This is a genomic window from Parvibaculum sp., from assembly GCF_049671045.1.
Classification (GTDB): domain Bacteria; phylum Pseudomonadota; class Alphaproteobacteria; order Parvibaculales; family Parvibaculaceae; genus Parvibaculum.
On record NZ_JBATUH010000106.1, the window covers coordinates 1 to 23,180 of the forward strand.

Genomic DNA, 23,180 nt, shown 5'->3' on the forward strand with positions numbered 1-23,180 from the left:
GGACGCGCGGCGCGCCCAGCGCGACGCGCAGGCCGAGCAGAACCGCATCCGCGAAGCTCTGGCCGCCGCCGAACGCGCGGCATCCGCGCAGCTGACGCGGCTTGCCGCCCTCGCTGAAGCGCATGAGCGCCTCACAGGCGACATGAAGGAGGCGACCCGCGCGCAGGAGGAAGCGGAAGTCGCGCTCTCCGAACTGCCGTCCGACGAGAACCTCCGCCTGCGCGCGAACGAACTTCGCGAGCATGTGTCCTCGCTTCGCCTCGAACTTGCCGAGGCCCGCGCGCAGCATGAGAGCATTCGCCGCGAGGCGGAGGCGCGCACGCGCCGGCTCGCCGCCATCGCGCAGGAGAGCGAGGCATGGGTGCTTCGGGCCTCCAACGCCGAACACCAGATCGCAACGCTCGAGACGCGGCAGGATGAAGCGCTGGGCGAGTTGCAGCTCGTCGAGGGCATTCCCGCCGAGATCGAGGCCAAGCGCATCACCCTCATCGACCATATCGCCGAAGCGGAAGCCGCTCGCTCGAGCGCGGCCGACGCGCTCGCGGCCGCCGATGCGCGGCTTTCGGAATGCGCGAAGCTCGCCCGTGAATTCCAGGCGCATCTCGGCGAGGCGCGCGAGGATCGCGCCCGCATCGACGGCCTTGTCGAAGGCGCGCGCGAGCGGCTGCGGGAAACCGAGGAGCGGGTTCGCGAGGCGCTCGAATGCGAGCCCGCCGCCGCGCTTGCCCAGGCCAATCTCGAGGAAGGCGCGGAACTGCCGACCATCGAGCAGATCGATGCCAGGTTCGAGCGGCTGAAGCGGGAACGCGAGGGGCTCGGCGGCGTCAATCTGCGCGCTGAGGAAGAAGCCCGCGAACTGACCGAACAACTCACCACCATGACCACGGAGCGCGAGGACCTCGTCAGCGCCATCGCGAAGCTCCGCCAGGCCATCGGCAGCCTCAATCGCGAGGGCCGCGAGCGCATGCTCGAAGCCTTCGAGAAGGTGAACGCGAATTTCTCGCGCCTTTTCACCCATCTCTTCGGCGGCGGCGAGGCGCATCTGAAGCTCACCGAATCGGAAGATCCGCTGGAGGCGGGCCTCGAAATCTACGCCCGCCCGCCGGGCAAGCGCCTCCAGGTCATGTCGCTGCTTTCGGGCGGCGAGCAGGCTCTGACGGCCATGTCGCTCATCTTCGCGGTCTTCCTGACCAATCCTTCGCCGATCTGCGTGCTGGACGAAGTCGACGCCCCGCTCGACGACGCCAATGTCGAGCGTTTCTGCGACCTCATGGAAGAGATGACGCGCACGACCGATACGCGCTTCCTCATCATCACCCACCACGCCCTCACCATGGCGCGGATGAACCGCCTTTTCGGCGTGACCATGCAGGAGCGCGGCGTCTCGACGCTGGTTTCGGTCGATCTGGAAGGCGCGGAGCGCTTCCGGGAGGCCTCCTGAGGCCCGGGAATCGGGCTGGCGGCCCCTCCTTTGGAGGGGCCTTTTCCCTCTATTTGCAGCCTGCGACTCGCCTTTGCGGCGGAGCCGATTGCCGCATCGCCACAAAGCGCTAAATTCCCCTTTCAAGACAAGAGGTTAGGAAGCATTACCCGGTTCTTGACAGGCAAAAGCCCCACAAGTAGGGTGCGCCCGGCTTAAGGCGGGGCTCACGCAGTTTCGACGCAGTTTTACTGGGCCTTCTGGACGGCGGAGCGAGAGTTTGGCTGACGAAGAGAGTCATGGAACTCGACACGGCAGCAGCCCCTCAAAGGCCGACGAGGAGGCGCTTGCCGATCTGGGTCAACGGATCCAGGCGGCGCGCAAATCTGCGAAGTGGGCCCGCAGCGAGCCGGAGAAAGTAGCGGCCTCCAGCAGGCCGTCCGACATGGGCGTTGCCCTCCGATTGTCCTCGGAGATGGTTTCAGGCGTGCTTGTCGGCGCGGCGATTGGCTGGGGGATCGATCGGGTTTTCGGCATATCGCCCATCGGCCTCATCATCTTCATGGGGCTCGGTACGGTGGCCGGAGTAAGGAACGTGCTTCGCGCGACGCGGGAAATGGACAAGGCCCGGCAGTCGGGCGAGGCGAAGCAGGATCAGGCCGGGCAGAAGCCCGACGACAAAAGGTAAGGCATCGTGGCTACAGCCGAGCACGCGCAGGGAAGTTTTCCGGTCGACCCGTTGCATCAGTTCGTGGTTCAGAAGATCGTGCCTCTGCAGATCGGCGGCATCGACGTCTCCTTCACCAATGCGAGCCTGTGGATGATCATCACCGGGCTTCTGGTGATCGGCTTCACGGTTTTCGGAATCAGCAAGAAGGCGCTCGTTCCCGGCCGCTTCCAGGCCGCGGCTGAAATGCTCCACGACTTCGTGGTCGATATGGTGCGCGACTCGGCGGGACACGACGCCATGCGCTTCTTCCCCTTCGTGTTCACGCTCTTCATGTTCATCCTCTTCGCCAATCTGGTGGGGCTGAACCCCTATGGCTTCAGCGTGACGAGCCACATCATCGTCACCTTCATGCTGGCCATCGTCGTTTTCGTCGGCGTGACGCTCACGGGCATCTATCTGCACGGCTTCAAGTTCTTCGGCCTCTTCGTGCCGCAGGGCGTGCCCGCGCTGCTGCTGCCGCTCGTGGTCATGATCGAGGTCATCTCCTACATTTCGCGGCCGATCAGCCACTCGGTCCGTCTTTTCGCGAACATGCTCGCCGGCCACATCACGCTCGAAGTCTTCGCCGGCTTCGTTCTGAGCTTCGGCGCGATGGGCGCTGCCGGCTGGCTCGGCGCGATCCTGCCGCTCGCCATGATCGTGGCTCTCGTGGCGCTGGAACTGCTCGTTGCCGCGCTGCAGGCCTATGTCTTCGCCATTCTGACATGCATGTATCTGCGCGACGCGCTGCATCCGCAGCACTGAGCCGGAACCCGAGCGGAAGCCGCAAAGGCTGACACAACAAGGTTTGGAGCGGCGTCGGGCCGCTCCCAAGGACTACCCAGACAACCCCTGAAGGAGCATTGGTTATGGACGCAGAAGCAGCAAAGTTCATTGGCGCCGGTATCGCCTGCCTCGGCATGGGCGGCGCGGGCATTGGCCTCGGCACGATCTTCGGCAACTACCTCGCCGGCGCGCTGCGCAATCCCTCGGCTGCCGACGGCCAGTTCGGCCGTCTGATCTTCGGCTTCGCCGTGACGGAAGCGCTCGGCATCTTCTCGCTGCTCGTCGCGCTGATCCTCCTGTTCGCCTGATCTGCTTTTCGACCGGCTGCTGGCCGCGCGCACGCCGTGCGGCCGGCAGGCTTTCCGCTCACCGGTTTTCGATTGGCTGAAGTGCCAAACTGGAGTCTCAGATGGCCCAAGACGAGGCGATCAATAGCGGCACGTCAACGCATGTCGACGCGCACACTGCGCCGGCGACGCTTGCCGCCGATCAGGTGACGACCGAAACCGGCGTCCCGCAGGAACAGCACAGCACCGGGTTTCCGCCCTTCAATTCGGAAACCTTCTCTTCCCAGGCCATCTGGCTCGTCATCGTCTTCGGCGTGCTTTATGTGGTGATGTCGCGTGTCGCGCTTCCCCGCTTCGCCAGCGTGATCGAGGCCCGTCGCTCCCGCATCGCCTCCGACCTCGAAGCGGCGGCGGCGGCAAAGCAGGAGACGGACAGCGCCATCGCCGCCTACGAGAAGGCGCTGGCGGAAGCGCGCTCCAGAGCCCACGCCATCGCGCAGGACACGCGCGATACGCTTGCGGCCGAGACCGAACGCCAGAAGGCCGATATCGAGGCGAAGCTCGCCGAGAAAATCGCCCAGGCCGAAACCAGCATCGCCTCGACGAAGACCGCGGCGCTCGCCAATGTCCGCAGCGTGGCGGTCGATGTGGCAGGCGCGGTCGTGGCCCGGCTTCTGGGCGAAGACGCCGACAAGGCGGCGACCGAACGTGCGGTCGATGCCGCGCTGAAACGGAGCTAGGGTCATGGAAATTCTTGCCACCGGTCCGTTCTGGGTTCTGGTCGCGGTGCTGATTTTCTTCGGCATCACGATCTACCTGAAGGTCCCCGGAATGCTTGCCGCCCAGCTCGACAAGCGCTCGAACGAAATCGCCGGCGAACTCGATCAGGCGCGCCGCCTGCGCGAGGAAGCCCAGGAACTTCTCGCCTCCTACAAGCGCAAGCAGGAGGAAGCGATGAAGGAAGCCGAAGCGATCATCGCCCAGGCGAAGGTCGAGGCCGAGCGCCTCGCCGTCGAGATGCGGGCCAACATGCAGGCCCAGGTCGAGCGCCGCCAGAAGCAGGCGGAAGACAAGATCCGCCAGGCCGAAACGCAGGCCCTGCAGGAAGTGCGCGCGGCAGCGGCCGATGTCGCCGTCACCGCCGCGAAGGAGCTCATTGCCGGCAAGGTCGATACGGCGAAGGACGCGTCCCTCATCGAGAAGTCGATCTCGGAACTGCCCTCGAAGCTGCACTGAGCGGCCTCGCACAGGATCAACCGGAAGCCCCGCCCGAAAAGGCGGGGCTTTCTGCTTTTCGGGCCCTGCCCTTTCACGGTACGAAGCGCTTCGCAGGCCCGAGAATTGATCTAGACTCGGCCCCGGGCAGCATCGGGGGGCTTTATGGCCAAGACCTATGGCGAAGATCTGGCGTTCATCCACCATGCGGGCTTCAGCTCCGGCGGCCACGCGGCCGCGCTCGAAGTCGTCTCGGCGCTGAGGAAAGCGGGGCGGCCGGGAGGCCTCGTCGTCGATCTCGGCTGCGGCAGCGGCGAGCTTCTGCGCGAGATCACGGCGGCGGGCTTTCGCGGCCTCGGCATTGACCAGTCGCCCACCTTTCTGCGGCTGGCCAAAAGGACCGCGCCCGCCGCGCGGTTCCGGCTCGCGCCCGTTCGCGGCGCGCCGATCCCGCCATGCGATGCGGTGACGGCCATTGGCGAGGTGCTGAATTACGCTGCCGAGGGGGCGCGGAAGGCGCCTCCCCTCCTCCCCCTCTTCCGCCGCGTTGCAAGGGCGCTGCCCGCTGGCGGGCTTTTTCTTTTCGATCTCATCATGCCCGCGCGAACGCCGAGCCTTACCGCGCGTGGCTGGCGCGCGGGCGAGGACTGGGCCGTTCTCACCGATGCGCGCGAGGATCGGAAAGCGCGGCGCATCACGCGCGACATCATCACCTTTCGCGCCACGGGCAAGGGCTGGCGACGCAGCGAGGAGCGCCATGTGCAATTTCTCTATCCGCAGGCCGACGTCCTTGCCGCGCTGCGCGAGGCGGGCTTCAGCGTGAACGTGGCGGATCGCTATGGAGGAATGGCGCTGCTTCCGCGCAGACGTGCATTCCGCGCCATCAAGAAGGGATGAAGGGGGAAACGGATGCTCGAGAACTATACGCCCGGCGAGTTCACTCATGCGGGCGAGACGAAGCCCGTCTATACGCGCGGTCATGGACCGGCCGTCATCGTCATCCACGAGCTGCCGGGCATTACGCCCAATGTGGTGCGCTTTGCCGACTGGGTCGTCGATGCGGGTTTCCGGGTCTATATGCCGCTCCTTGTCGGCGAGGCGGACCGCCCCGTCTCCGCGGGCTATGTGCTGAAGTCGCTCGCCAGGATCTGCATCAGCCGCGAGTTCCACGTTCTCGCCAGCCATCGCTCGAGCCCCGTGACGGAATGGCTGAGGGCGCTCGCGCGCCACGCACATGAAGAGGCGGGAGGAAAGGGCGTCGGCGCCATAGGCATGTGCTTCTCGGGCAATTTCGCGCTCTCCATGATGATGGAGCCCGCGCTGATGGCGCCCGTGCTGTCGCAGCCCTCGCTGCCCTTCCCCTTCGGCGCGGAGCGCAAGGCCGCCCTTCACGTCTCGCCCGGCGAACTCCAATGCCTGAAGGAGCGCTGCGCGAAAGGCGACAAGGTGCTCGGCCTTCGCTTCAAGGGCGACGTCACCTCGCCCGCCGAGAGGTTCGAGACACTGCGGCGCGAGCTCGGCGACGCATTCGAGGGCATCGAGATCGACGACAGATTCGCCAATCCGCAATCGCCCGAGCCGCGGCCACATTCGGTGCTGACGGAAGATCTCATCGACCGGGATGGCGAGCCAACAAAGGAAGCGGCGAAGCGCGTCATCGCCTTTTTCGTGGAGCGCCTCCGGGCGCCCTGACCGCCTGCGTCAGCCGCGCCTTGCCGCGCCGAACAGTCTCTCCTCGACCAGCGCGCAGACGATATGCGCCGCGACGATGTGGATCTGCTGGATGATCGAGGTCTTGGCCGAGGGCGCCTTGAGAATATGGTCGCACTTGTCCTCCATCTCGCCGCCGGCGGCGCCGGTGAAACCGATGGTGACGAGGCCGCGCGCTTTGGCGGCATCGAGCGCCAGCATCACATTGGGCGATTTGCCGGAGGTCGAGATGCCGAGGAAAATATCGCCCGGACGGCCGAGGCCCAGCACCTGCCGCTCGAATATCTTCTCATAGCCATAGTCGTTGCCGATCGCGGTGAGGACCGACGTGTCCGTGGTGAGCGCGATGGCGGGCAGCGGGCTGCGGTCGAAGAAGAGGCGCGAGAGCAGCTCGCCCGCAATGTGCTGCGCGTCGGCCGCGCTGCCGCCATTGCCCGCGATCAGCACCTTGTTTCCCGCTTCGAGCGCATCGCCGATGACATCGGCCATGGCGTTCAGATTCTGCACCGCTGCCCCATCCCTGGCGAAAGCGTCGAGCGTGGCGAGCGAGTCGGAGAGATACGCTTCCACGAAATTCCGGCCCGTCATGCCCATGCCTCAAATCCTTCGGGATTAACCTTGCGGCGGTCACGGAAGCCCCGCGCCGTGTCCGCACTTTAGCCGCAAAAGCGGCCGCTCATATAGCGGAAGATTTTCCGCGGGCGAGCGCCCGCCCATCGGACCTCGCCGTAGCTCAGGCCGGGATCACGGTCACTTCCGGCCAGGACGCCTTCCAGCGGGCGGCCTTTTCCGCATAGCGCTCCGCGCTGAAATTCGGGACCCCGCTCGGGCGGACGATCATCGCGCCGACATCCGCGAGACCATGCGGCGCGTAGACCCGCCGCGCGGCGCCGGAAAGCGAAAGCCCGACCATTGACGCCGGAGCGAGAAAGCGGTCGATCCCCTCCGTCGCGCTCGAGAGCGGCGGATAGGCGCTGCCGAATTTCTGCGGATACCAGAGGTGGACGCGGGCCTGATTGCGAACCTCGACCGGTGCGCCGAGATCGGCAAGGAGGGCGGCGCACTGGCGGATGATTTTGTCCTCCGCCTCCCATGATGTGTCCGGATCGAAATAGAAGACGTCGTAATCCTTGATGCCGTGGAGCACGTCGCGGCCGGTGAGCCCGTTCCAGACGGACTGGAAGAGCGAGCCGGAAACGAGCCAGGCATCGGGAAGGTCGAGTGCCGGGAGACGCGCCGCGATCTCCCGGTTGACCGGGTTGCGAAGCGCGAGGTCGAGAAAGGCCGCCTCATCCATCCTGCGTCGCGCCCGCCTGCTCTCCGCCCTACTCGGCCGCCTGCTTCGGCGCCTGTGCCTGCCAGCGCAGCACGGGACTGCGGGCCGCCTGCGTCTCGTCGAGCCGATGGCGCGGGGCAAAATGCGGCGCGCCGGTGAAGCGCGACTTGTCGTTGCCCTTCGCCGCCTGCGCCAGATGCTTCAGCGTGCCGATGAACTGATCGAGCGTGTGCTTCGATTCCGTTTCCGTCGGCTCGATGAGAAGCGCGCCATGCACGACCAGCGGGAAGTACATGGTCATCGGGTGGTAGCCCTCGTCGATCATCGCCTTGGCGAAATCGAGCGTCTCGACGCCGGTCCCCTTGAGGAAGCGATCGTCGAAAAGCGCCTCATGCATGCACGGGCCCTCGAAGGGCGCGGAGAGATGATCCTTGAGCGAGGCGAGAACATAGTTCGCGTTCAGCACCGCATCCTCGGCGACCTGCCTCAGCCCGTCCGAACCGTGGCTCATCATATAGGCGAGCGCGCGCACGAACATGCCCATCTGGCCATGGAAGGCGACCATGCGGCCAAGCGGCTTCGTGCCATCAGCCTTCGCCTCCTCATCCGTCTCGACGAAGCGGAAGCCCTCATCGTCATGCACCACATAGGGAAGCGGCGCGAAAGGCGCGAGCGCGGCGGAGAGCACGACCGGCCCCGCGCCCGGACCGCCGCCGCCATGCGGCGTCGAGAAGGTCTTGTGCAGGTTGATGTGCATCGCATCGATACCGAGATCGCCCGGACGCACGCGGCCGACAATGGCGTTGAAATTCGCGCCGTCGCAATAGAAATAGGCGCCCGCTTCATGCACCGCATCCGCGATCTCGATGATGTCGCGCTCGAAGAGCCCGCATGTGTTCGGATTGGTGAGCATGATCGCGGCGACGTCGGGCCCGAGCTTCGCCTTGAAGGCGGCGAGATCGACGCGGCCGTCTTCGGTCGCGGGGATCGCATCGACCTTGTAGCGAAGAAGCGCGGCGGTGGCCGGGTTCGTTCCGTGTGCGGATTCAGGAACGAGCACACGGGTGCGTGTCTCGCCTTCGCCGCGCGCCACCAGAGCGGCGCGGATCGCCATCATGCCGCAAAGCTCGCCATGCGCGCCCGCCTTGGGCGACATGGCGACGGCGGGCATGCCGGTCAGCTCCTTCAGCCAGTGGGCAAGCGTATCCATGAGTTCGAGCGCGCCCTGCACAGTCTTTTGCGGCTGGAGCGGATGCACGTCGGCAAAGCCCGGCAGCCGCGCCATCTTCTCGTTGAGGCGCGGATTGTGCTTCATCGTGCAGGAGCCAAGCGGATAGAGCCCGGCATCAATCGAATAGTTCATGCGCGACAGGCGCACGTAATGGCGCATCACATCTGGCTCCGAAATGCCCGGAAGGCCGATGCGTCCCTTGCGCTCGAACGCGCCGAGGCGGGAGGCGACAGGCGCGGGCTCGTCGAAATCGACGCCCGAGGCGCCCGGATTGTCGAGTTCGAAGATCAGCGGCTCTTCGAGACGCAGGCCCCTGTTGCCGGTGAAAGTCTCGACCTCGGCATGCGTCACCTCGCCCGGCGTGGTGGGCCGGCCCTTTTTGTTCATGACCGACATCACAGCACCTCCTTCAGCGCGGCCACATACTGCGCGCGGTCGTCATCCGTGTTCACTTCGGTCAATGCGACGATCAGAACATTTTCGAGCGAGGCATCGCCGGGGGTGAGGCGGTTCGCCGGCAGCCCGCCAAGCACGCCCCTGTCGGCCAGCGCATCGACAACGGCAGCGGCCGGCTTCGGCAGGCGGATCGAGAACTCGTTGAAGAAGGCCGAATTGAGCACCTCGACGCCCTTCACCGATGCGAGCCCTTCGGCAAGCCTCACCGCGTTCGCATGGTTGATGCGCGCCAGGCGCTTGAAGCCCTCCTCGCCCAGAAGCGAGAGATGGATCGTGAAGGCGAGCGAGCAGAGCCCGGAATTGGTGCAGATGTTCGATGTCGCCTTCTCGCGGCGGATATGCTGTTCGCGCGTTGAAAGCGTCAGCACGAAGCCGCGCTTGCCCGAGGCATCGACCGTCTCGCCGCAAAGCCGGCCCGGCATCTGGCGGACATATTTGGCCCGCGTGGCGAAGAGGCCGAGATAGGGCCCGCCGAAATTGAGGCCGTTGCCGATGGACTGCCCCTCGCCGACAACGATGTCGGCGTCCATCTCGCCGGGCGGCGTGACGAGGCCGAGCGACACGACCTCCGGCACGACGGCGATGAGGAGCGCGCCCTTCGCATGGGCGGCCTCGGCGATCGGCGCCAGATCGATCAGCTCGCCGAAGAAGGACGGCGACTGCACAACGACGCAGCTCGTGTCGTCGCAAATGCGCGCGATGATGTCTTCCGCGCGATCGGGAAGCGCCGCGCCGAGCGCCTCGACGGGATCGCCGCCCGCCTCGCAGAGATTCTCGACAACGGCGCGGTAGTGCGGATGAAGCGTGCCCGACAGCACCGCCTTCTTGCGCTTCGTCACGCGATGCGCCATCAGCACCGCCTCGGCGCAGGCCGTCGAGCCGTCATACATGGAGGCGTTTGCTACATCCATGCCGGTCAGCATCGCCACCTGCGTCTGGAACTCGAAAAGATATTGCAGCGTGCCTTGCGTGATCTCGGGCTGATAGGGCGTGTAGGAGGTGAGGAACTCCGAACGCTGGATCAGATGATCGACGGTCGCGGGCACATGATGGCGATAGGCGCCGCCGCCGATGAAGAAGGGAACGGAGCCTGCCGCAATATTCTTCGCCGCCATTTTCGACAGCGCGCGCTCGACCTCGAGTTCGCCCTGCCGGCGCGGCAGATCGACAAGGCCGTCGCGCCGCGCGCGTTCGGGCACGTCGCGGAAAAGATCATCGACACTCTTCACGCCGATGACGCCAAGCATGTCGCGGCGATCGGCATCGGTCAGTGGCAGGTAACGCATGGGTTCAGACCAATCGTTCGGAGTTCACCGTTTCCCGTTCCGCCACGGCCCGGTTCGAGCGGGCCATGACGGCGAAATTGATGTGTCAGGCGAGCCCTTCGATGAAGCTCTTGTAAGCGTCTTCATCCATGAGCTTTTCGAATTCGGCCTTGTCGGCAAGCCGGAGCTTCACGAACCAGCCCTTGCCCATCGCGTCTTCATTGACGCCGCCGGGCGCGGCTTCGAGCTCGGCATTCACCTCGACGATCTCGCCGGAGACGGGCGCATAGACCTCGCTCGCCGCCTTGACGCTCTCGACGACGGCCGCCTCGTCGCCCTGTGCGATGGACTTGCCGACTTCCGGCAGCTCGACATAGACGACGTCGCCGAGTTGTTCCTGCGCGTAGTCTGTGATCCCGATCGTGGCGATGTCGCCGTCGACACGCACCCACTCATGCTGATCGGTAAAGCGGATCTCGCTCATCACTATCCCCTGTTATTTCTTTTCCGTTCGATGGAAACGCTTCGCTATGAAAGGCATGGCGACGATCCTTGCCGGACGTCCCTTTCCTCTCACCATCAATTCGACTTCTGTGCCGGTTTTCGCCTCTGCCGTGTCGACGTAACCCATGGCGATGGGGCCGCCGACGGTCGGCCCATAGCCGCCGCTGGTGATCGTGCCGATCTTCCCGCCGCTCTTGTCGACGATCTCGGTGCCTTCGCGCGCGGGCGCCTTGCCTTCGGGCAGAAGGCCGACGCGCTTCCTGCCTGCGCCGTTCGCGATCTGATCGAGAATGATCTTCGCGCCCGGGAAATTCGCTTCCTCGCGGCGGCGCTTGCCGATGGTCCAGCCAAGGCCCGCCTCGATGGGCGTCGTCGTCTCGTCGATGTCATGGCCATAGAGGCAGAGGCCCGCCTCGAGGCGCAGCGAATCGCGCGCGCCAAGCCCGATGGGTTTCACCTCCGGTTCCGCGAGCAGCTTTCGCGTCAGCGCCACGGCGTCCTTCTCGGGCAGGGAGATTTCAAATCCGTCCTCGCCCGTATAGCCCGAGCGGCTGACATAGCAGGGAATGCCTGCGACCTCGATCACGCGCGCATGCATGAAATCGAGCGCGGGAGCGGCCGGCGCGAAGCGCGTCAGCACCTCCTCCGCCTTCGGCCCCTGCAAGGCGAGAAGCGCGCGGTCCGTGACAGGCTTCAGCGCGATGCCGGGGGCGAGGTTCGCCGCGATATGGGCGAAGTCCCGCTCCTTGCAGGCCGCATTCACGATGACGAAGAGCGCATTGGCGCGCTCGGGCTCGATGGGGCGCGTCACCATGAGATCGTCGCGAATGCCGCCCTCGTCGTTCAGGAGCAGCGTGTAGCGCATGGCGCCGGGCGCAAGGCCCAGAAGATCGCCCGGAACCAGCGCCTCGAGCGCGCGGGCGACCGTCTCGAAATCCGGCCCCTCGATCCAGGCCTGACCCATATGCGACACGTCGAAAAGGCCGGCCGCCGCGCGCGTGTGAAGATGCTCGGCAAGGACGCCGTCCTTGTATTGCACCGGCATGTCGTAGCCGGCGAAGGGCACCATCTTCGCCCCCAGCTCGACATGGAGCGCATGCAGGGGCGTGACCTTCAAGGCTTCGGTATGGTCCTGTTGGGTAGTCATCGGGCTCCGGTCTCTCGGTTCAACGCGCGAATCATCAAAGGCTGCTGCACGACGAAATTCGCCGTCGGCGCCCCCTCTGTCGCGGAACCTGAGAGATTTCGCGGGTTCGGGTTCAACCCGTCCGCTTACGCCCTTCGGTGAGGCGCCCCATATGGCGGGCGCCTGCTTTCCAGAGTTTCATCCCCCTGCGGTCCGGTTGCCTGAGAGTTTCCGGGGCGGTTGCTCCTTCGGCGCCGGAGGCTTTCTCCGGTCTCTCCCGCAGGGTTCATCTGTATGACGTCCAGGCTTCGACCCGTGAAGCCAGCGCAGATCATATGGAGGGGCCCAAGGGAGTCAATCTCGGCCTGACAGGGTCCAGGGCCGAATCGGGCGTTTTCCACGGAAATCGGCGCTTCCCCGCCTTAGCCCTTATTTCAGGGGCGTGGAGGGCACCTTGCGGTTGTATTCAAGCTCCTCGGGCGAGAGCTGGAAGCCGACGAGAAGCTCATAGGCCGAGCCATCCAGCCTGCCGTCAGTGGCGAGCTTCGTGTCCTCGATCGTCTTGAGGAAACGCACGGTGCGCGCCGCGCCCTCGAAGACGACCGGAATGTCAAAGACCTGCTTGTCGCTGATGCGGCCATTGCGAACGACCGTCATGAAGCCCTTGAGATTGAGCTCACGCGAGGTCGCGGCGGGCCCGAGATCGGCCTGGCCGTCAAAGGCGACATCGACCGCGATTTCGCCATCGTCATATTCGCATTTGCTCACGGCCTTGCGGATTTCGCCGCGGACGACGACATCGGTGAGGTCGAGCCCCCTGCCGTTGAACATGGTGATGCGGTCGGCCCCGTCGAGCACGCCTATGGTCGGGCAGGGCTTCGGCGCGGCCGCCAGCACGTCTGCCTCATCGTCGCTGCCCATGCCGAGCCAGCTGCAACCGCCCAGCGCCAGCGGCGCGATGAGCAGCGCGGCAAGGCCGATGCGCCGGGGAGAGGGAATGCCAAGGCGGCGCGCCTGGCCGGCCGGTTCGATCGGAAACGCCATCGTCGTGTCACTCGCCTCGATTAAGAGTTGCAATCTCCCCGATGCCGCCCGGCCCTGGTTTCTTGACTTTCATTGTGAGGCCCCCTCTATTACCGATCAGAATTGGCCCCCTGAAAGCCTTGCTTTTCATGCGGTTAGGCATGGCAGCAGGGCCGCTCGACGCGGCGCGGGCACTTTATCGGAGTGTCCGCCGGGCCACAAGCTGGCGGCCTCCCCGCGAGGCGCCCGGCCCTTGCGGCCTCAAGGGGCAGAGATGAACACCCGCACGAGTTGCCCATGACCGACCCTTCCCCGAAGCCGAAGCTCACGCTGATCCTGGCGAGCCCCCGCGGCTTCTGCGCGGGCGTGGACCGGGCCATCCAGATCGTCGAAATGGCGCTCGAGAAATTCGGCCCGCCGGTCTATGTGCGTCATGAGATCGTGCATAACCGCTTCGTCGTCGAGGCGCTGGAACGCAAGGGAGCGATCTTCATCGAGGAACTGAACGAGGTGCCCGAGGGGGCGCGCGTCATCTTCTCGGCGCATGGCGTGCCGAAATCCGTGCCCGAAGAAGCAAAGAGGCGCGAACTCATCTATTTCGACGCGACCTGTCCGCTCGTCTCCAAGGTCCATATCGAGGCGGAGAGGCTTCATGCACGCGGCCTCGAGATCATCCTTATCGGGCATCAGGGGCACCCGGAGGTGATCGGCACGATGGGCCAGCTTCCCGAGGGCGCGGTGAGGCTCATCGAAACGGTGGCGGACGCCGAAGCCTATCGCCCGCGCGACGTGGAGAAGCTCGCTTTCGTCACCCAGACGACCCTTTCGGTCGACGACACGGCCGAGATCGTCGCCGTGCTCCAGCGCCGCTTCCCCAGCATCGTCGGTCCGCACAAGGAAGATATCTGCTACGCGACGACCAACCGCCAGGACGCTGTGAAGGCGATCGCGCCGCGCGCGGACGCGCTCATCGTCATCGGCGCGCCCAATTCATCGAATTCGATGCGACTCGTCGAAGTGGCGGAGCGCGCAGGCTGCCCCCGCTCGTTTCTGGTGCAGCGCGCGGCCGATATCGACTGGCAGGCGCTCGGCGAACCGCGCGCCGTCGGCCTCACGGCAGGCGCGAGCGCGCCCGACATTCTCGTCAGGGAGGTCATCGCCGCCTTTCACGACCGTTTCGATGTGACCATCGAGGATGTCGCGGTGGCCCGCGAGTCCATGCAGTTCAAGCTGCCACGCTCGCTCGCGGGCTGACGGGGTTTCGGGATGGCGGTCTATACGGAAGTCGCGGACGACGAACTCGAAGCCTTTCTCGAACCTTATGGCCTTGGCCGGCTGCTCTCCTACAAGGGCATCGCCGAGGGCGTCGAAAACTCGAACTTCATGCTCCACACCGACAAGGGCATCTACTTTCTGACGCTCTACGAAAAGCGTGTGGCGAGGCAGGACCTTCCCTTCTTTCTGGGGCTCATGAACCATCTCGCGGCCAAGGGCATCGCCTGCCCGGTGCCGCTGCGCGACCGGCACGGCGAAATGCTCGGCGAGCTTGCGGGCCGGCCGGCCGCGCTCATCAGCTATCTCGAAGGCGTTTCGATCCGCCGCCCGCAGCCGCGCCATTGCACCGAGCTTGGTGGAGCGCTCGCCGCCTTTCACATCGGGGGCCGTGATTTCTCGCTTACGCGGGAGAATGCTCTCGGCGTTTCCGGCTGGCGGCCGCTCCTCGAAGCCTGCGGCGCCAGGGCCGATGAGGTGGCGAAAGGGCTCGGCGCGGAGCTTGAAGCGGAACTCGAAATCCTCGAGCGCAAATGGCCGGGCGCACTGCCGCAAGGCGTCATTCACGCCGATCTCTTTCCCGACAATGTGTTCTTCATCGGCGAAAAGCTCTCCGGCGTCTTCGACTTCTATTTCGCCTGCAACGATGCGCTCGCCTACGACCTCGCCATCTGCCTCAATGCGTGGTGCTTCGAGGCCGACGGCTCGTTCAACATCACCAAGGCGCGGGCGCTGCTTCAGGCCTATAACGCCGTGCGGCCGCTCGATGCGGCGGAGCTTGCCGCCCTGCCCCTGCTTGCGCGCGGCAGCGCCATGCGCTTTCTCCTCACCCGCCTCTATGACTGGCTCAACCATCCGGCGGGCGCCTTCGTGAAGCCCAAGGACCCGCTCGAATATCTCAAACGGCTGCGCTTCCATCGCGGCGTCACCTCGCCTGCCTCCTACGGGCTCGATGCATGACGCCGCACGCCGACACGCCGCACGCCAACACGATCGACATTTTCACCGATGGCGCCTGCTCGGGAAATCCGGGCCCCGGCGGCTGGGGCGCCGTGCTCCGCTACAAGGGCAATGAGAAGGAAATCTGCGGCGGCGAAGCTCAGACCACGAACAACCGGATGGAACTCATGGCGGCGATCATGGCGCTCGAGGCGCTGAAGCGCTCCTCCCATGTGCGGCTCCATACAGATTCCATCTATCTGCGCGACGGGATCACGAAATGGATCCACAACTGGAAGCGCAATGGCTGGCGCACGGCGGACAAGAAGCCGGTGAAGAACGCCGAACTCTGGAAGCGGCTGGAGCTTGCTATCGAGACGCATGACATAAGCTGGCACTGGATCAAGGGCCATTCCGGTCATGCGGAGAACGAGCGCGCGGATGAGCTGGCGCGGCGCGGCATGGAGCCGTTCCAGAAACGCGCGGCGGAAAAATAGCCGCCCCGGCAGCGCCTCGGCCCGGATACGAAAACGCCCCGGATCGAACATCCGGGGCGCAATTCTTCTCAGGTGCTGCGTGCGGCGATCAAAGCTGCGAAAGCATGTTTTCCGCGCCGGAGATTTTCGCTTCGCCGGGATTCGCTTCCTTGTTCAGGCTCTTCACCACGCCATCCTCGACGAGCATCGAGTAACGCAGGCTGCGCGTGCCCATGCCAAAGCCCGAACCGTCGAAGTCGAGGCCGAGCTTCTTCGTGAACTCGCCATTGCCGTCGCCGAGCATCGTCACCTTGCCCTCGGCACCCTGCTGCTTGCCCCAGGCGCCCATCACGAAGGCGTCGTTGACGGAGATGCAGGCGATCTCATCGACGCCTTTCGACTTGATATCACCGGCTTTCTGAATGAAGCCCGGCAGATGCTGGTTCGAGCAGGTCGGCGTGAAAGCACCGGGCAGCGCGAAGACGACGACCTTGCGGCCCTTGAAAAAATCCGACGCCTTGACGGGCACGGGGCCCTTGTCGCCGAGCTTCATCAGCGTGGCATCCGGAATCCGGTCTCCGACATTGATCGCCATTCTTGCCTCCAATTTTTGTGATGCGCTCCCGAAGCTCGGGAGCGGCGCGTATTCGCGGGCATTAAAGCGCCAATCACAGCCAGCCGCCAGCCTGCCTTCCATAATTCACGCGCTCGTGAGCCCCGGTCAGGGGATCCGGCGCTTCGCCTCCAATGCCATATCCGGCGTCGAAAATGTGAGCGTGACGCTGGCGCCATGAGGCACGGCGCCCTTTTCGAGTTCGACCGGAACGGCATAGGCGACCGTTCCGCCGCTCCGCGCGGTTTCAGGCGTTCCGAACCAGAAGCCGTCCGGCCCTTCGACGATGAGCTGCGGCACCGCACCCTCAACCCCGTAATCGACGAGAAGACGGGGCGACGGCTCCGCCTCGAAGCGCACGGAAATCGCCGCGGGCTTCGCGGCCGCTTCCACCACCGGCACGCGCCGAAGCGCGGCGCGAATACGCTCGCCTTCAGCCGATGGCCGCGGCTTCGATGCGGCCGGCAATGTCAGCCAAAGCCCGGCTTCGCCCGGCAGGCATACCTCCCTGCACACGCCATAGCTCATGGAGAGCGCGAGCGTTACGGGCTTCGCGGCGTCCTTCGGCGTCACCAGCAGCGGCCAGACGACTTCGTGCTCATAGCCGAAGGTGATGTCGCCCGGCACGTCGAAGCGTTGCGGCGCGGGCCAGCCGATTTCCACCGCGCCGACATTTTCCGATTTCGACCAGTCGAAGCGCGGCGCGATTCCTGAATCTCCGGGCCGGCGCCAATAGGTCTTCCATCCATCGGCAAGCCGCATCTCGATACCGGCAAGGAAGGGCTGGCCCGCATGGCCCGTTTCGGCCGCGACGAGGCGGAGCAGCGCCACGCCATCCGCGCCGCCTGTCGCGCCATTAGCCGCACGGGCAGGCGCCGACAATGCGGCGAGAATGAGGCCCGCAAAAAAGAAACGGGAAAGGATCGTGCGTAGCATTGCGGGCCGATCACACGCTTCGAGCATCTTCGTCACCTTCGGCATTGCCGGAGAGGGATATCGCTTCGCGCTTCTCACCAAAAATGAGGATGCGCGCATTTTTCATCTTACTCGGAATGGAGCGTTTCTCCTCCTATTGGGACGTGACAGGGACGCCGCAAGAGGCGAAAATATAAATGTTCGCAAGGTCCTTGAGCGCAGCACGGCGGGAGCTACATATTCTTCATGAGCCCATTGTCGTCAGACCTGAGCTATAAGGCCGGAGAGGACGGCTTCCTCGAAGGCAAGATGCTCATCGCAATGCCCTCGATCGGCGACGCCCGGTTTGAGCGCACGGTGATCTATATGTGCGTGCACAATGCCGAAGGCGCGATGGGCATCGTCGTCAACAAGCCCGCGCCGAACATCACGCTTCCCGAACTTCTCGATCAGCTTTCCATTCCGCTGCCGAATGAGAGCCCGCTGCGCCGTCCTGGCCGCAGCGACTGCCCTGTTCTCGTCGGCGGGCCGGTCGAGGCGGGACGTGGCTTCGTGCTCCACACGCAGGACTATTTCTCCGAGGATTCGACCCTGCCCGTCGATGAGGATGTGGGCCTCACCGCAAGCGTCGACATATTGCGCGCCATCGCCCATGGGCGCGGGCCGCGCCATGCCATTCTCGCGCTCGGCTATGCGGGCTGGGCCCCCGGCCAGCTCGAAGCCGAAATTCAGGCCAATGGCTGGCTCCATTGCGATCCCGACACGGAATTGCTCTTCGGCCCCGACCTCGATGACAAATATCACCGCGCGCTGGCGAAGCTCGGCATCGACCTGTCGCTTCTCTCCGGCGAGGCCGGGCACGCCTGAGATCAGCGTGAATTGCGGGCGATGAAGTCGAGCGCCTCGGCGGCGCGCATCGGCTGGCCGAAATAATAGCCCTGCCCATAGTCGCAGCCCATGGCGGCGAGATCGCGCGCCTGCTCCTCGCTTTCGGTTCCCTCCGCCACGACCTCCATGCCGAGGTCATGCGCCAGCGTGACCATGGAACGGATGATCATCGGCGTCTCGCGATCCGCCGCCATGCCGGCGACGAAGGAGCGATCGACCTTCAGCGTGTCGAAGGGGAAGCGCTGGAGATAGGACAGGCTCGAATAGCCGGTTCCGAAATCGTCGAGCGACAGACCCGCGCCGAGTCCCTTCACGCGGGCAAGAACCTGCGCGGCGAATTCCGGGTTTTCCATCACGAGCGATTCCGTGACCTCGAGCTTCAGCGATCCCGGCACGATGTCGATGCGGCGCAGCACGCGCTTCACATCCTCGATGAGATCGTGGCGGAGAAGCTGGCGGCTCGACACGTTCACGCTCGCAAAGAGGGGGCGCTCCAGAGGGAAGAGCCGCTGCCAGGTTGCAAGCTCCTCGCTCGCGGCGCGCAGCGCGAAACGGCCGATATCGTGGATGAGGCCAAGCTCCTCGGCGAGCGGCACGAAGAGATCCGGCGTGAGCACGCCCTGCTGGGGATGGTTCCAGCGCACCAGCGCCTCGAAGCCGCGCACGCTGCCATCCATCAGCGAAACGATGGGCTGGTAATAGATTTCGAGTTCCCGCCGCTCGAGCGCATGGCGAAGATCCGTCTCGAATCCGAGCCGGTCCTCGGATTCGCCGCGCATGCCCGTTTCGTAGAATTCGATGCGCGCCTTGCCCGCCCGCTTGGCGCGGAACATGGCGATCTCGGCCTCGTTCAGCAGTTCCTCGGGCCGTTCGTGGCTGTCCTCGCAAATGGCGACGCCGATGGAGGAGGTCGGGAAAACCTCATGGCCCGCGATCTCGATCGGCTGGGAAAGGAACTCGGCCAGCGCCTCGGCAAAGGCAAACGCATCGTCCCGATGCGTTCGCGTTGTGAGGAGAATTGCGAATTCGTCCCCGTCTATGCGGGCGACCGTGTCCTCCTGGGTGACGAGGGATTCGATCCGCCGCGCCACCGCGATCAGAAGCGCATCGCCGCCGGAATGGCCGAGGCTGTCATTCACCGTCTTGAAGCGGTCGAGATCGACGAGAAGAAGCGCCGCGCGCGGGCGATCCATCATGCTCGTCCGGCGGATCGCGCGGTCGAGCCGGTCCATGAAGAGCGCGCGATTGGGAAGGCCGGTCAGGCTGTCATGTACGGCGTCGTGGAAGAGCCGCTCTTCCGCGAGCTTGCGCGCGGTGATGTCGCTTGCCGTGCCGACGCAGCGATTGGCGAAGCCTTCGGGGCCGGCAACGCAGCTCGCATTGAGCGCGATCCAGCGGAACGCGCCATCGGAATGGCGCATGCGGAATTCGAGAGTGAAAGCGACATTGCCGCGCCCGATATAGCTGTTGAGCGCGTTTCTGTAGGATTCGCGGTCCGCCGGATGCATGTGCTCGCGCCAGGCGACCTCCGTGCCGCCAAGCGCGCCCGGATCGAGCCCGAGAAGCGCCTCGACCGACGGCGAGACATAGAGCGTGTCGGCGGTGATATCCCAGTCCCAGACGCCCTGCCGCGCGCCCGAAAGCGCAAAGGCATTGCGCTGCTCGCTGCGGACGGCGCCCACATCGGCGCGACGCCTGCCGCCCTGCGCCTGATAGGCGGCGGCGAAGGCGAAGAGAATGAGCGCAATGGTGAAGAGGCCGATGGCGAGCGGCGTGCCGATGAAGGAGCCCGGCAGCCAGCCGAAGGCATTGAAGGCCGCGACCAATCCCGAAACGCCAAAAAGAGCCGTACCCGGAATGAGAAGCTGGGCCGGGCGAACGCCGCGAAGCGCCGCGAGGACGAGAAGCGGCCCGCCGCCGAAGAGAGCGAGCATGAGCCCGAGCCTGACGACGAGCGCGCCGGCAGGCGGGCTCAGCATGGCGATGAGGATCGTCACTGGCGCGGCGAGCGCGAGGAGGCGCGCAAGCTGCGACTGCCAGCGGGCATGGCGCTCTAGATCGAGGAAATGGCGTTCGAGTGAGAAGACGGCGCTCGCAAAGAGTGCGAGCGCGCCCGTTCGCATCACCGAATCCCAGCGCGCCGATGCGCCCGTCATGGTCGCCAGATAGCCGAATTCCGCCAGTTCGACGAGAAAACCCGCCCCAAGCAGAAGCGCGGTCGCGCGCGTCGCGGGCGTCTGCGTCAGAACGGCGAGCGCCGCGAGATAGATGGCGAGCGCGGCGATGACGCCGAGCATGCCGCCTTCGATGAGCGACAGGCGCCGGTTGAAGGACTGCCAGGCATCCGGGCTCCACATATAGAGCGAGGACGGCTCCGGGCGGTCGGAATGAAGCGCAACGGTGACGCTCGTTGCGGGATCGACCGTCAGCGAGAAAACGGCAAAGCCCGGCCGCTCGTCCGAGGGCATGCGAAGAGGATCTTCCGCACCCGCCGTATAGGCCCGGTCGACGCCCGGCGCGGGCACGGGCCAGAGGAAGTTGAGAAGCCCCTTGCCGCGCGTATCGGCGATGAGATAGCGGGTCGCGGGTTCCTCGCCGCGATTGCGGAGCGCGGCGGCAAGCCAGATGCCGTTCGCCTCTTCGGAACCATCCGAGAGCGTGATCCGGCCGTCGTCCACCGCGTCGCCGCCATCGGCGTCGGGCGCCGCCTCCTTTTCGGCGGGCGCGGCCGGCAGGGGCACCTTCTGCGCGGCGCCGGGCTCCTCCTCGACGGGCGCGGCTTCTGGCGCTTCTATGGTGAGCTTGCGGCCCTTCTCCTCATAGCGCTCCATGAAGGGCGTCAGATTGACGACCGGACGATGATCGTCGAGCACCACCGCGTCGAGAGCGCGCGCGGCGGACGGCATGAAGACGACGCAGGACAGCAGCACCATGAAGGCGCCGACCGCGCGCATGGCCCTCATGCGTGGCACGCGGCGGAGCAGACGAAATTGCGACAAGATCGCGCCCGGCTGAATGAAACTTCCGGGGCATGACGTGCCCGGAAAGCCCCCGACTTTCCAGTTCATGCCCCAAGGCCTACTTGCCGCATCGGTCCCCCTTCTCAAAATCTCACGGCCGCGGGTCGTCGCGCAGAATGGCAAAGACGAGATGATCGCGCCACACCCCATTTATCCTCAAATAGCCCCGCGCATATCCTTCCTCGCGGAAGCCGCATTTGCGAAGCACGGCCTTGGAGCGCTCATTCTCCGGCAGACAGGCCGCCTGCAGGCGATGAAGTTTCAATTCCTCGAACACATAGGGAATCAGCGCTCGCACCGCCCGGGTAACATAGCCCCGCCCCGCATGGATCTCCCCCGCCCAATAGCCGAGTGCGCATGATTGCTGAACCCCGCGCTGGACGTTCGACAGCGTACATCCGCCGACAAGAGCCCCATCTTGCTCGCGAAAGATAAAAAATGGGTAGGCGCGGTCGGCCCTGATCTCGCGCAGGTAGCGGCGAATTCGGCGGCGATAGGATGCCTTGCTGAGATCGTCCTCGGGCCAGGTCGGCTCCCAGGGCGTGAGAAAGGCCCTGCTCTTCTCGCGCAAGGCCGCCCATTCCTCGTAGTCGCCCATCTGCGGGCTGCGCAGGCGCACCCCGTCGCCGATGATGAGGGGGGCGGGCTCGGGTCTGGATATGGATCTGAGAAAGGCCATGGATGCGCGGCTCCCTACGCGCAAGCCATTCCGCCGGGCCTTCTGCCGGAACCCCGCGAGGGCGGTACACCGGACCGCCGGCGTATCTCACACGTCGTCAGACAAATCTTGCCGCGAGACGGTCGTAGGATTCAAGTCCGCCGCCCGCCCCATCGAGCGGGCCCACCGCCGCAACCGCAGGCCGCGGCTTCGACAATATGCGGCCGGCGAAGCGCCGGACGGCCGCGGCATCGACCTCGTCGACCTTCGCGATGATCTCGTCGATCGGCAGGATGCGGCCGTGAACCGAATATTGCCGCGCGATCTGCTCGGCGCGCGAAGAAGAGGATTCGAGGTTCATCATCAGCCCCGCCTTCATCTGCGCGCGGGCGCGGGCCGTTTCCTCCTCGCTGGCATCTTCGGCCATGCGGCCGATCTCGCCTGCGATGACGGGCATGAGTTCGGCCAGATCGTCGGGAGAGGTGCCGGCATAGACGCCGAGGAGCCCCGTATCGACGAAGGACCAGGCATAGGAGAAGACCGAATAGCAAAGGCCGCGCTTCTCGCGCACCTCCTGGAAGAGGCGCGACGACATGCCGCCGCCGAGCATGCTCGAGTAGATCTGGGCCGTGTAGTAGTCGGGATCGCCGTAAGCGGGGCCCTCGAAGGCCAGCGCCACATGCGCCTGCTCGAGATCGCGCGTCTCGCGCTTCTCGCCGCCGCTGAAATTCGCAGGCTCGGCGCCATTGTTCAGGCGGCGCGGCAGCTCGCCGAAACTCTCTTCGGCAAGACCGACAAGGCGCTCGTGATCGACGGCGCCAGCCGCCGCGAGCACCATGCTCGGCGCGTGATAGCGCTCCTCCATATAGCCCCTCAGCGCCTCGCGGCCGAAGGCCCTGACCGTATCGACCGTGCCCAGAATGGAGCGGCCGAGCGGCTGGTCCACATAGGCGGCTTCGAGCAGATGGTCGAAGACGAGATCGTCGGGCGTGTCGAGCGACTGGCCGATTTCCTGGATCACGACGCCGCGTTCGCGCTCGAGTTCGGAGGGCTCGAAGACCGAGTTCTGAAGAATGTCGGCAAGGAGATCGACGGCGAGCGGCAGGTCGTTCTTCAGGACGCGCGCATAATAGGCCGTCGCCTCATGCGTCGTATGCGCATTGAGGTGGCCGCCGGCGGATTCGATTTCCTCCGCGATGGCACGCGCCGAGCGCCGCTCCGTGCCCTTGAAGGCCATATGCTCGAGAAGATGCGACACGCCGTGCTGGCGCGCGCTTTCGTTTCGCGCGCCGGTATTGACCCAGACGCCGACAGACGTGGTTTCCAGATGCGGCATGTGATCGCTCACCACGGTGAGGCCGTTGCCGAGCCTTGTCACGTTGACGGACATG

Annotated in this window: 23 protein-coding genes, 1 pseudogene and 1 riboswitch; of the genes and pseudogenes, 12 read left to right on the forward strand and 12 right to left on the reverse strand. The window is 65.3% G+C overall.

Annotated elements, in window-relative coordinates:
• The 8 genes and pseudogenes from WBG82_RS12015 to WBG82_RS12050 form a co-directional block, all read left to right on the forward strand.
• Positions 1 to 1,441: pseudogene (locus WBG82_RS12015) on the forward strand (chromosome segregation protein SMC); the annotation flags it as partial.
• A 424-nt stretch (positions 1,442 to 1,865) separates the two neighbouring features.
• Positions 1,866 to 2,108 carry an AtpZ/AtpI family protein gene (locus WBG82_RS12020; protein WP_424424761.1) on the forward strand — a complete coding sequence of 81 codons (243 nt, stop codon included), beginning with the start codon at positions 1,866 to 1,868 and terminating at the stop codon, positions 2,106 to 2,108.
• Positions 2,109 to 2,114: 6 nt separating this feature from the next.
• Complete coding sequence (locus tag WBG82_RS12025; protein WP_424424762.1) at positions 2,115 to 2,894, forward strand: F0F1 ATP synthase subunit A; 780 nt, start codon at positions 2,115 to 2,117, stop codon at positions 2,892 to 2,894.
• A gap of 104 nt (positions 2,895 to 2,998) precedes the next feature.
• Positions 2,999 to 3,223 (forward strand): F0F1 ATP synthase subunit C, encoded by a 225-nt coding sequence (locus tag WBG82_RS12030; protein WP_324297116.1) that lies wholly within the window; start codon positions 2,999 to 3,001, stop codon positions 3,221 to 3,223.
• A gap of 101 nt (positions 3,224 to 3,324) precedes the next feature.
• Complete coding sequence (locus WBG82_RS12035; protein WP_424424763.1) at positions 3,325 to 3,942, forward strand: F0F1 ATP synthase subunit B; 618 nt, start codon at positions 3,325 to 3,327, stop codon at positions 3,940 to 3,942.
• Between the two features lie 4 nt (positions 3,943 to 3,946).
• Complete coding sequence (locus WBG82_RS12040; RefSeq protein WP_424424764.1) at positions 3,947 to 4,438, forward strand: ATP F0F1 synthase subunit B; 492 nt, start codon at positions 3,947 to 3,949, stop codon at positions 4,436 to 4,438.
• A gap of 144 nt (positions 4,439 to 4,582) precedes the next feature.
• A complete protein-coding gene (locus WBG82_RS12045) occupies positions 4,583 to 5,314 on the forward strand; it encodes a class I SAM-dependent methyltransferase (RefSeq protein ID WP_424424765.1) in 732 nt (243 codons plus the stop codon).
• A 12-nt stretch (positions 5,315 to 5,326) separates the two neighbouring features.
• Positions 5,327 to 6,109, forward strand: a complete 783-nt coding sequence (locus WBG82_RS12050; RefSeq protein ID WP_424424766.1) for a dienelactone hydrolase family protein — start codon at positions 5,327 to 5,329, stop codon at positions 6,107 to 6,109.
• A 9-nt stretch (positions 6,110 to 6,118) separates the two neighbouring features.
• On the opposite strand, the gene WBG82_RS12055 is transcribed toward WBG82_RS12050, so the two are convergent.
• The 7 genes from WBG82_RS12055 to WBG82_RS12085 all read right to left on the reverse strand — a co-directional run bounded on the left by WBG82_RS12055 (position 6,119) and on the right by WBG82_RS12085 (position 13,029).
• Positions 6,119 to 6,721 (reverse strand): D-sedoheptulose 7-phosphate isomerase, encoded by a 603-nt coding sequence (locus WBG82_RS12055; protein ID WP_424424767.1) that lies wholly within the window; start codon positions 6,719 to 6,721, stop codon positions 6,119 to 6,121.
• 139 nt (positions 6,722 to 6,860) lie between these two features.
• Entirely contained in the window at positions 6,861 to 7,424 is a 564-nt protein-coding gene (locus WBG82_RS12060) for a nucleotidyltransferase family protein (protein WP_424424768.1), read from the reverse strand.
• Between the two features lie 28 nt (positions 7,425 to 7,452).
• Complete coding sequence (gcvPB, locus tag WBG82_RS12065) at positions 7,453 to 9,030, reverse strand: aminomethyl-transferring glycine dehydrogenase subunit GcvPB (protein WP_424424769.1); 1,578 nt, start codon at positions 9,028 to 9,030, stop codon at positions 7,453 to 7,455.
• Complete coding sequence (gene gcvPA / locus WBG82_RS12070) at positions 9,030 to 10,376, reverse strand: aminomethyl-transferring glycine dehydrogenase subunit GcvPA (RefSeq protein ID WP_424424770.1); 1,347 nt, start codon at positions 10,374 to 10,376, stop codon at positions 9,030 to 9,032. Before gcvPA ends, gcvPB begins: the two co-directional genes overlap by 1 nt.
• An 85-nt stretch (positions 10,377 to 10,461) precedes the next feature.
• Complete coding sequence (gcvH, locus tag WBG82_RS12075; protein WP_424424771.1) at positions 10,462 to 10,839, reverse strand: glycine cleavage system protein GcvH; 378 nt, start codon at positions 10,837 to 10,839, stop codon at positions 10,462 to 10,464.
• A 12-nt stretch (positions 10,840 to 10,851) separates the two neighbouring features.
• Positions 10,852 to 12,006 carry a glycine cleavage system aminomethyltransferase GcvT gene (gcvT, locus tag WBG82_RS12080; RefSeq protein ID WP_424424772.1) on the reverse strand — a complete coding sequence of 385 codons (1,155 nt, stop codon included), beginning with the start codon at positions 12,004 to 12,006 and terminating at the stop codon, positions 10,852 to 10,854.
• 178 nt (positions 12,007 to 12,184) lie between these two features.
• Positions 12,185 to 12,275: riboswitch (glycine riboswitch) on the reverse strand.
• A gap of 139 nt (positions 12,276 to 12,414) precedes the next feature.
• Complete coding sequence (locus WBG82_RS12085; RefSeq protein ID WP_424424773.1) at positions 12,415 to 13,029, reverse strand: hypothetical protein; 615 nt, start codon at positions 13,027 to 13,029, stop codon at positions 12,415 to 12,417.
• A gap of 276 nt (positions 13,030 to 13,305) precedes the next feature.
• On the opposite strand from WBG82_RS12085, the gene ispH reads away from it, so the two are divergent.
• The 3 genes from ispH to rnhA are packed head-to-tail and all read left to right on the forward strand — an operon-like array spanning position 13,306 to position 15,716.
• Positions 13,306 to 14,262, forward strand: a complete 957-nt coding sequence (gene ispH, locus WBG82_RS12090) for a 4-hydroxy-3-methylbut-2-enyl diphosphate reductase (RefSeq protein ID WP_424424774.1) — start codon at positions 13,306 to 13,308, stop codon at positions 14,260 to 14,262.
• A 12-nt stretch (positions 14,263 to 14,274) separates the two neighbouring features.
• Entirely contained in the window at positions 14,275 to 15,240 is a 966-nt protein-coding gene (locus WBG82_RS12095) for a homoserine kinase (RefSeq protein WP_424424775.1), read from the forward strand.
• Complete coding sequence (gene rnhA / locus WBG82_RS12100; RefSeq protein ID WP_424424776.1) at positions 15,237 to 15,716, forward strand: ribonuclease HI; 480 nt, start codon at positions 15,237 to 15,239, stop codon at positions 15,714 to 15,716. Before WBG82_RS12095 ends, rnhA begins: the two co-directional genes overlap by 4 nt.
• 88 nt (positions 15,717 to 15,804) lie before the next feature.
• Here the strand turns inward: rnhA and WBG82_RS12105 are convergent, their stop codons facing one another.
• On the reverse strand, positions 15,805 to 16,290 hold the full coding sequence (locus tag WBG82_RS12105; protein WP_424424777.1) for a peroxiredoxin: 486 nt from the start codon (positions 16,288 to 16,290) through the stop codon (positions 15,805 to 15,807).
• A 126-nt stretch (positions 16,291 to 16,416) separates the two neighbouring features.
• Positions 16,417 to 17,244, reverse strand: a complete 828-nt coding sequence (locus tag WBG82_RS12110) for a protein-disulfide reductase DsbD domain-containing protein (RefSeq protein ID WP_424424778.1) — start codon at positions 17,242 to 17,244, stop codon at positions 16,417 to 16,419.
• Positions 17,245 to 17,469: 225 nt separating this feature from the next.
• Here WBG82_RS12110 and WBG82_RS12115 point away from each other — a divergent pair, with 225 nt between their 5' ends.
• The gene (locus WBG82_RS12115) at positions 17,470 to 18,090 is read left to right on the forward strand and encodes a YqgE/AlgH family protein (protein WP_424424779.1); all 621 of its coding nucleotides are present in this window, start codon (positions 17,470 to 17,472) and stop codon (positions 18,088 to 18,090) included.
• A gap of 2 nt (positions 18,091 to 18,092) precedes the next feature.
• Here the strand turns inward: WBG82_RS12115 and WBG82_RS12120 are convergent, their stop codons facing one another.
• From WBG82_RS12120 to WBG82_RS12130, 3 genes are all read right to left on the reverse strand, one after another.
• The gene (locus WBG82_RS12120; protein ID WP_424424780.1) at positions 18,093 to 21,110 is read right to left on the reverse strand and encodes an EAL domain-containing protein; all 3,018 of its coding nucleotides are present in this window, start codon (positions 21,108 to 21,110) and stop codon (positions 18,093 to 18,095) included.
• A 112-nt stretch (positions 21,111 to 21,222) separates the two neighbouring features.
• Positions 21,223 to 21,810: a GNAT family N-acetyltransferase gene (locus WBG82_RS12125; protein ID WP_424424781.1), complete on the reverse strand. Its 588-nt coding sequence runs from the start codon at positions 21,808 to 21,810 to the stop codon at positions 21,223 to 21,225.
• A gap of 97 nt (positions 21,811 to 21,907) precedes the next feature.
• On the reverse strand, positions 21,908 to 23,179 hold the full coding sequence (locus WBG82_RS12130; protein WP_424424782.1) for a M16 family metallopeptidase: 1,272 nt from the start codon (positions 23,177 to 23,179) through the stop codon (positions 21,908 to 21,910).
• Position 23,180 lies beyond the last annotated feature (1 nt).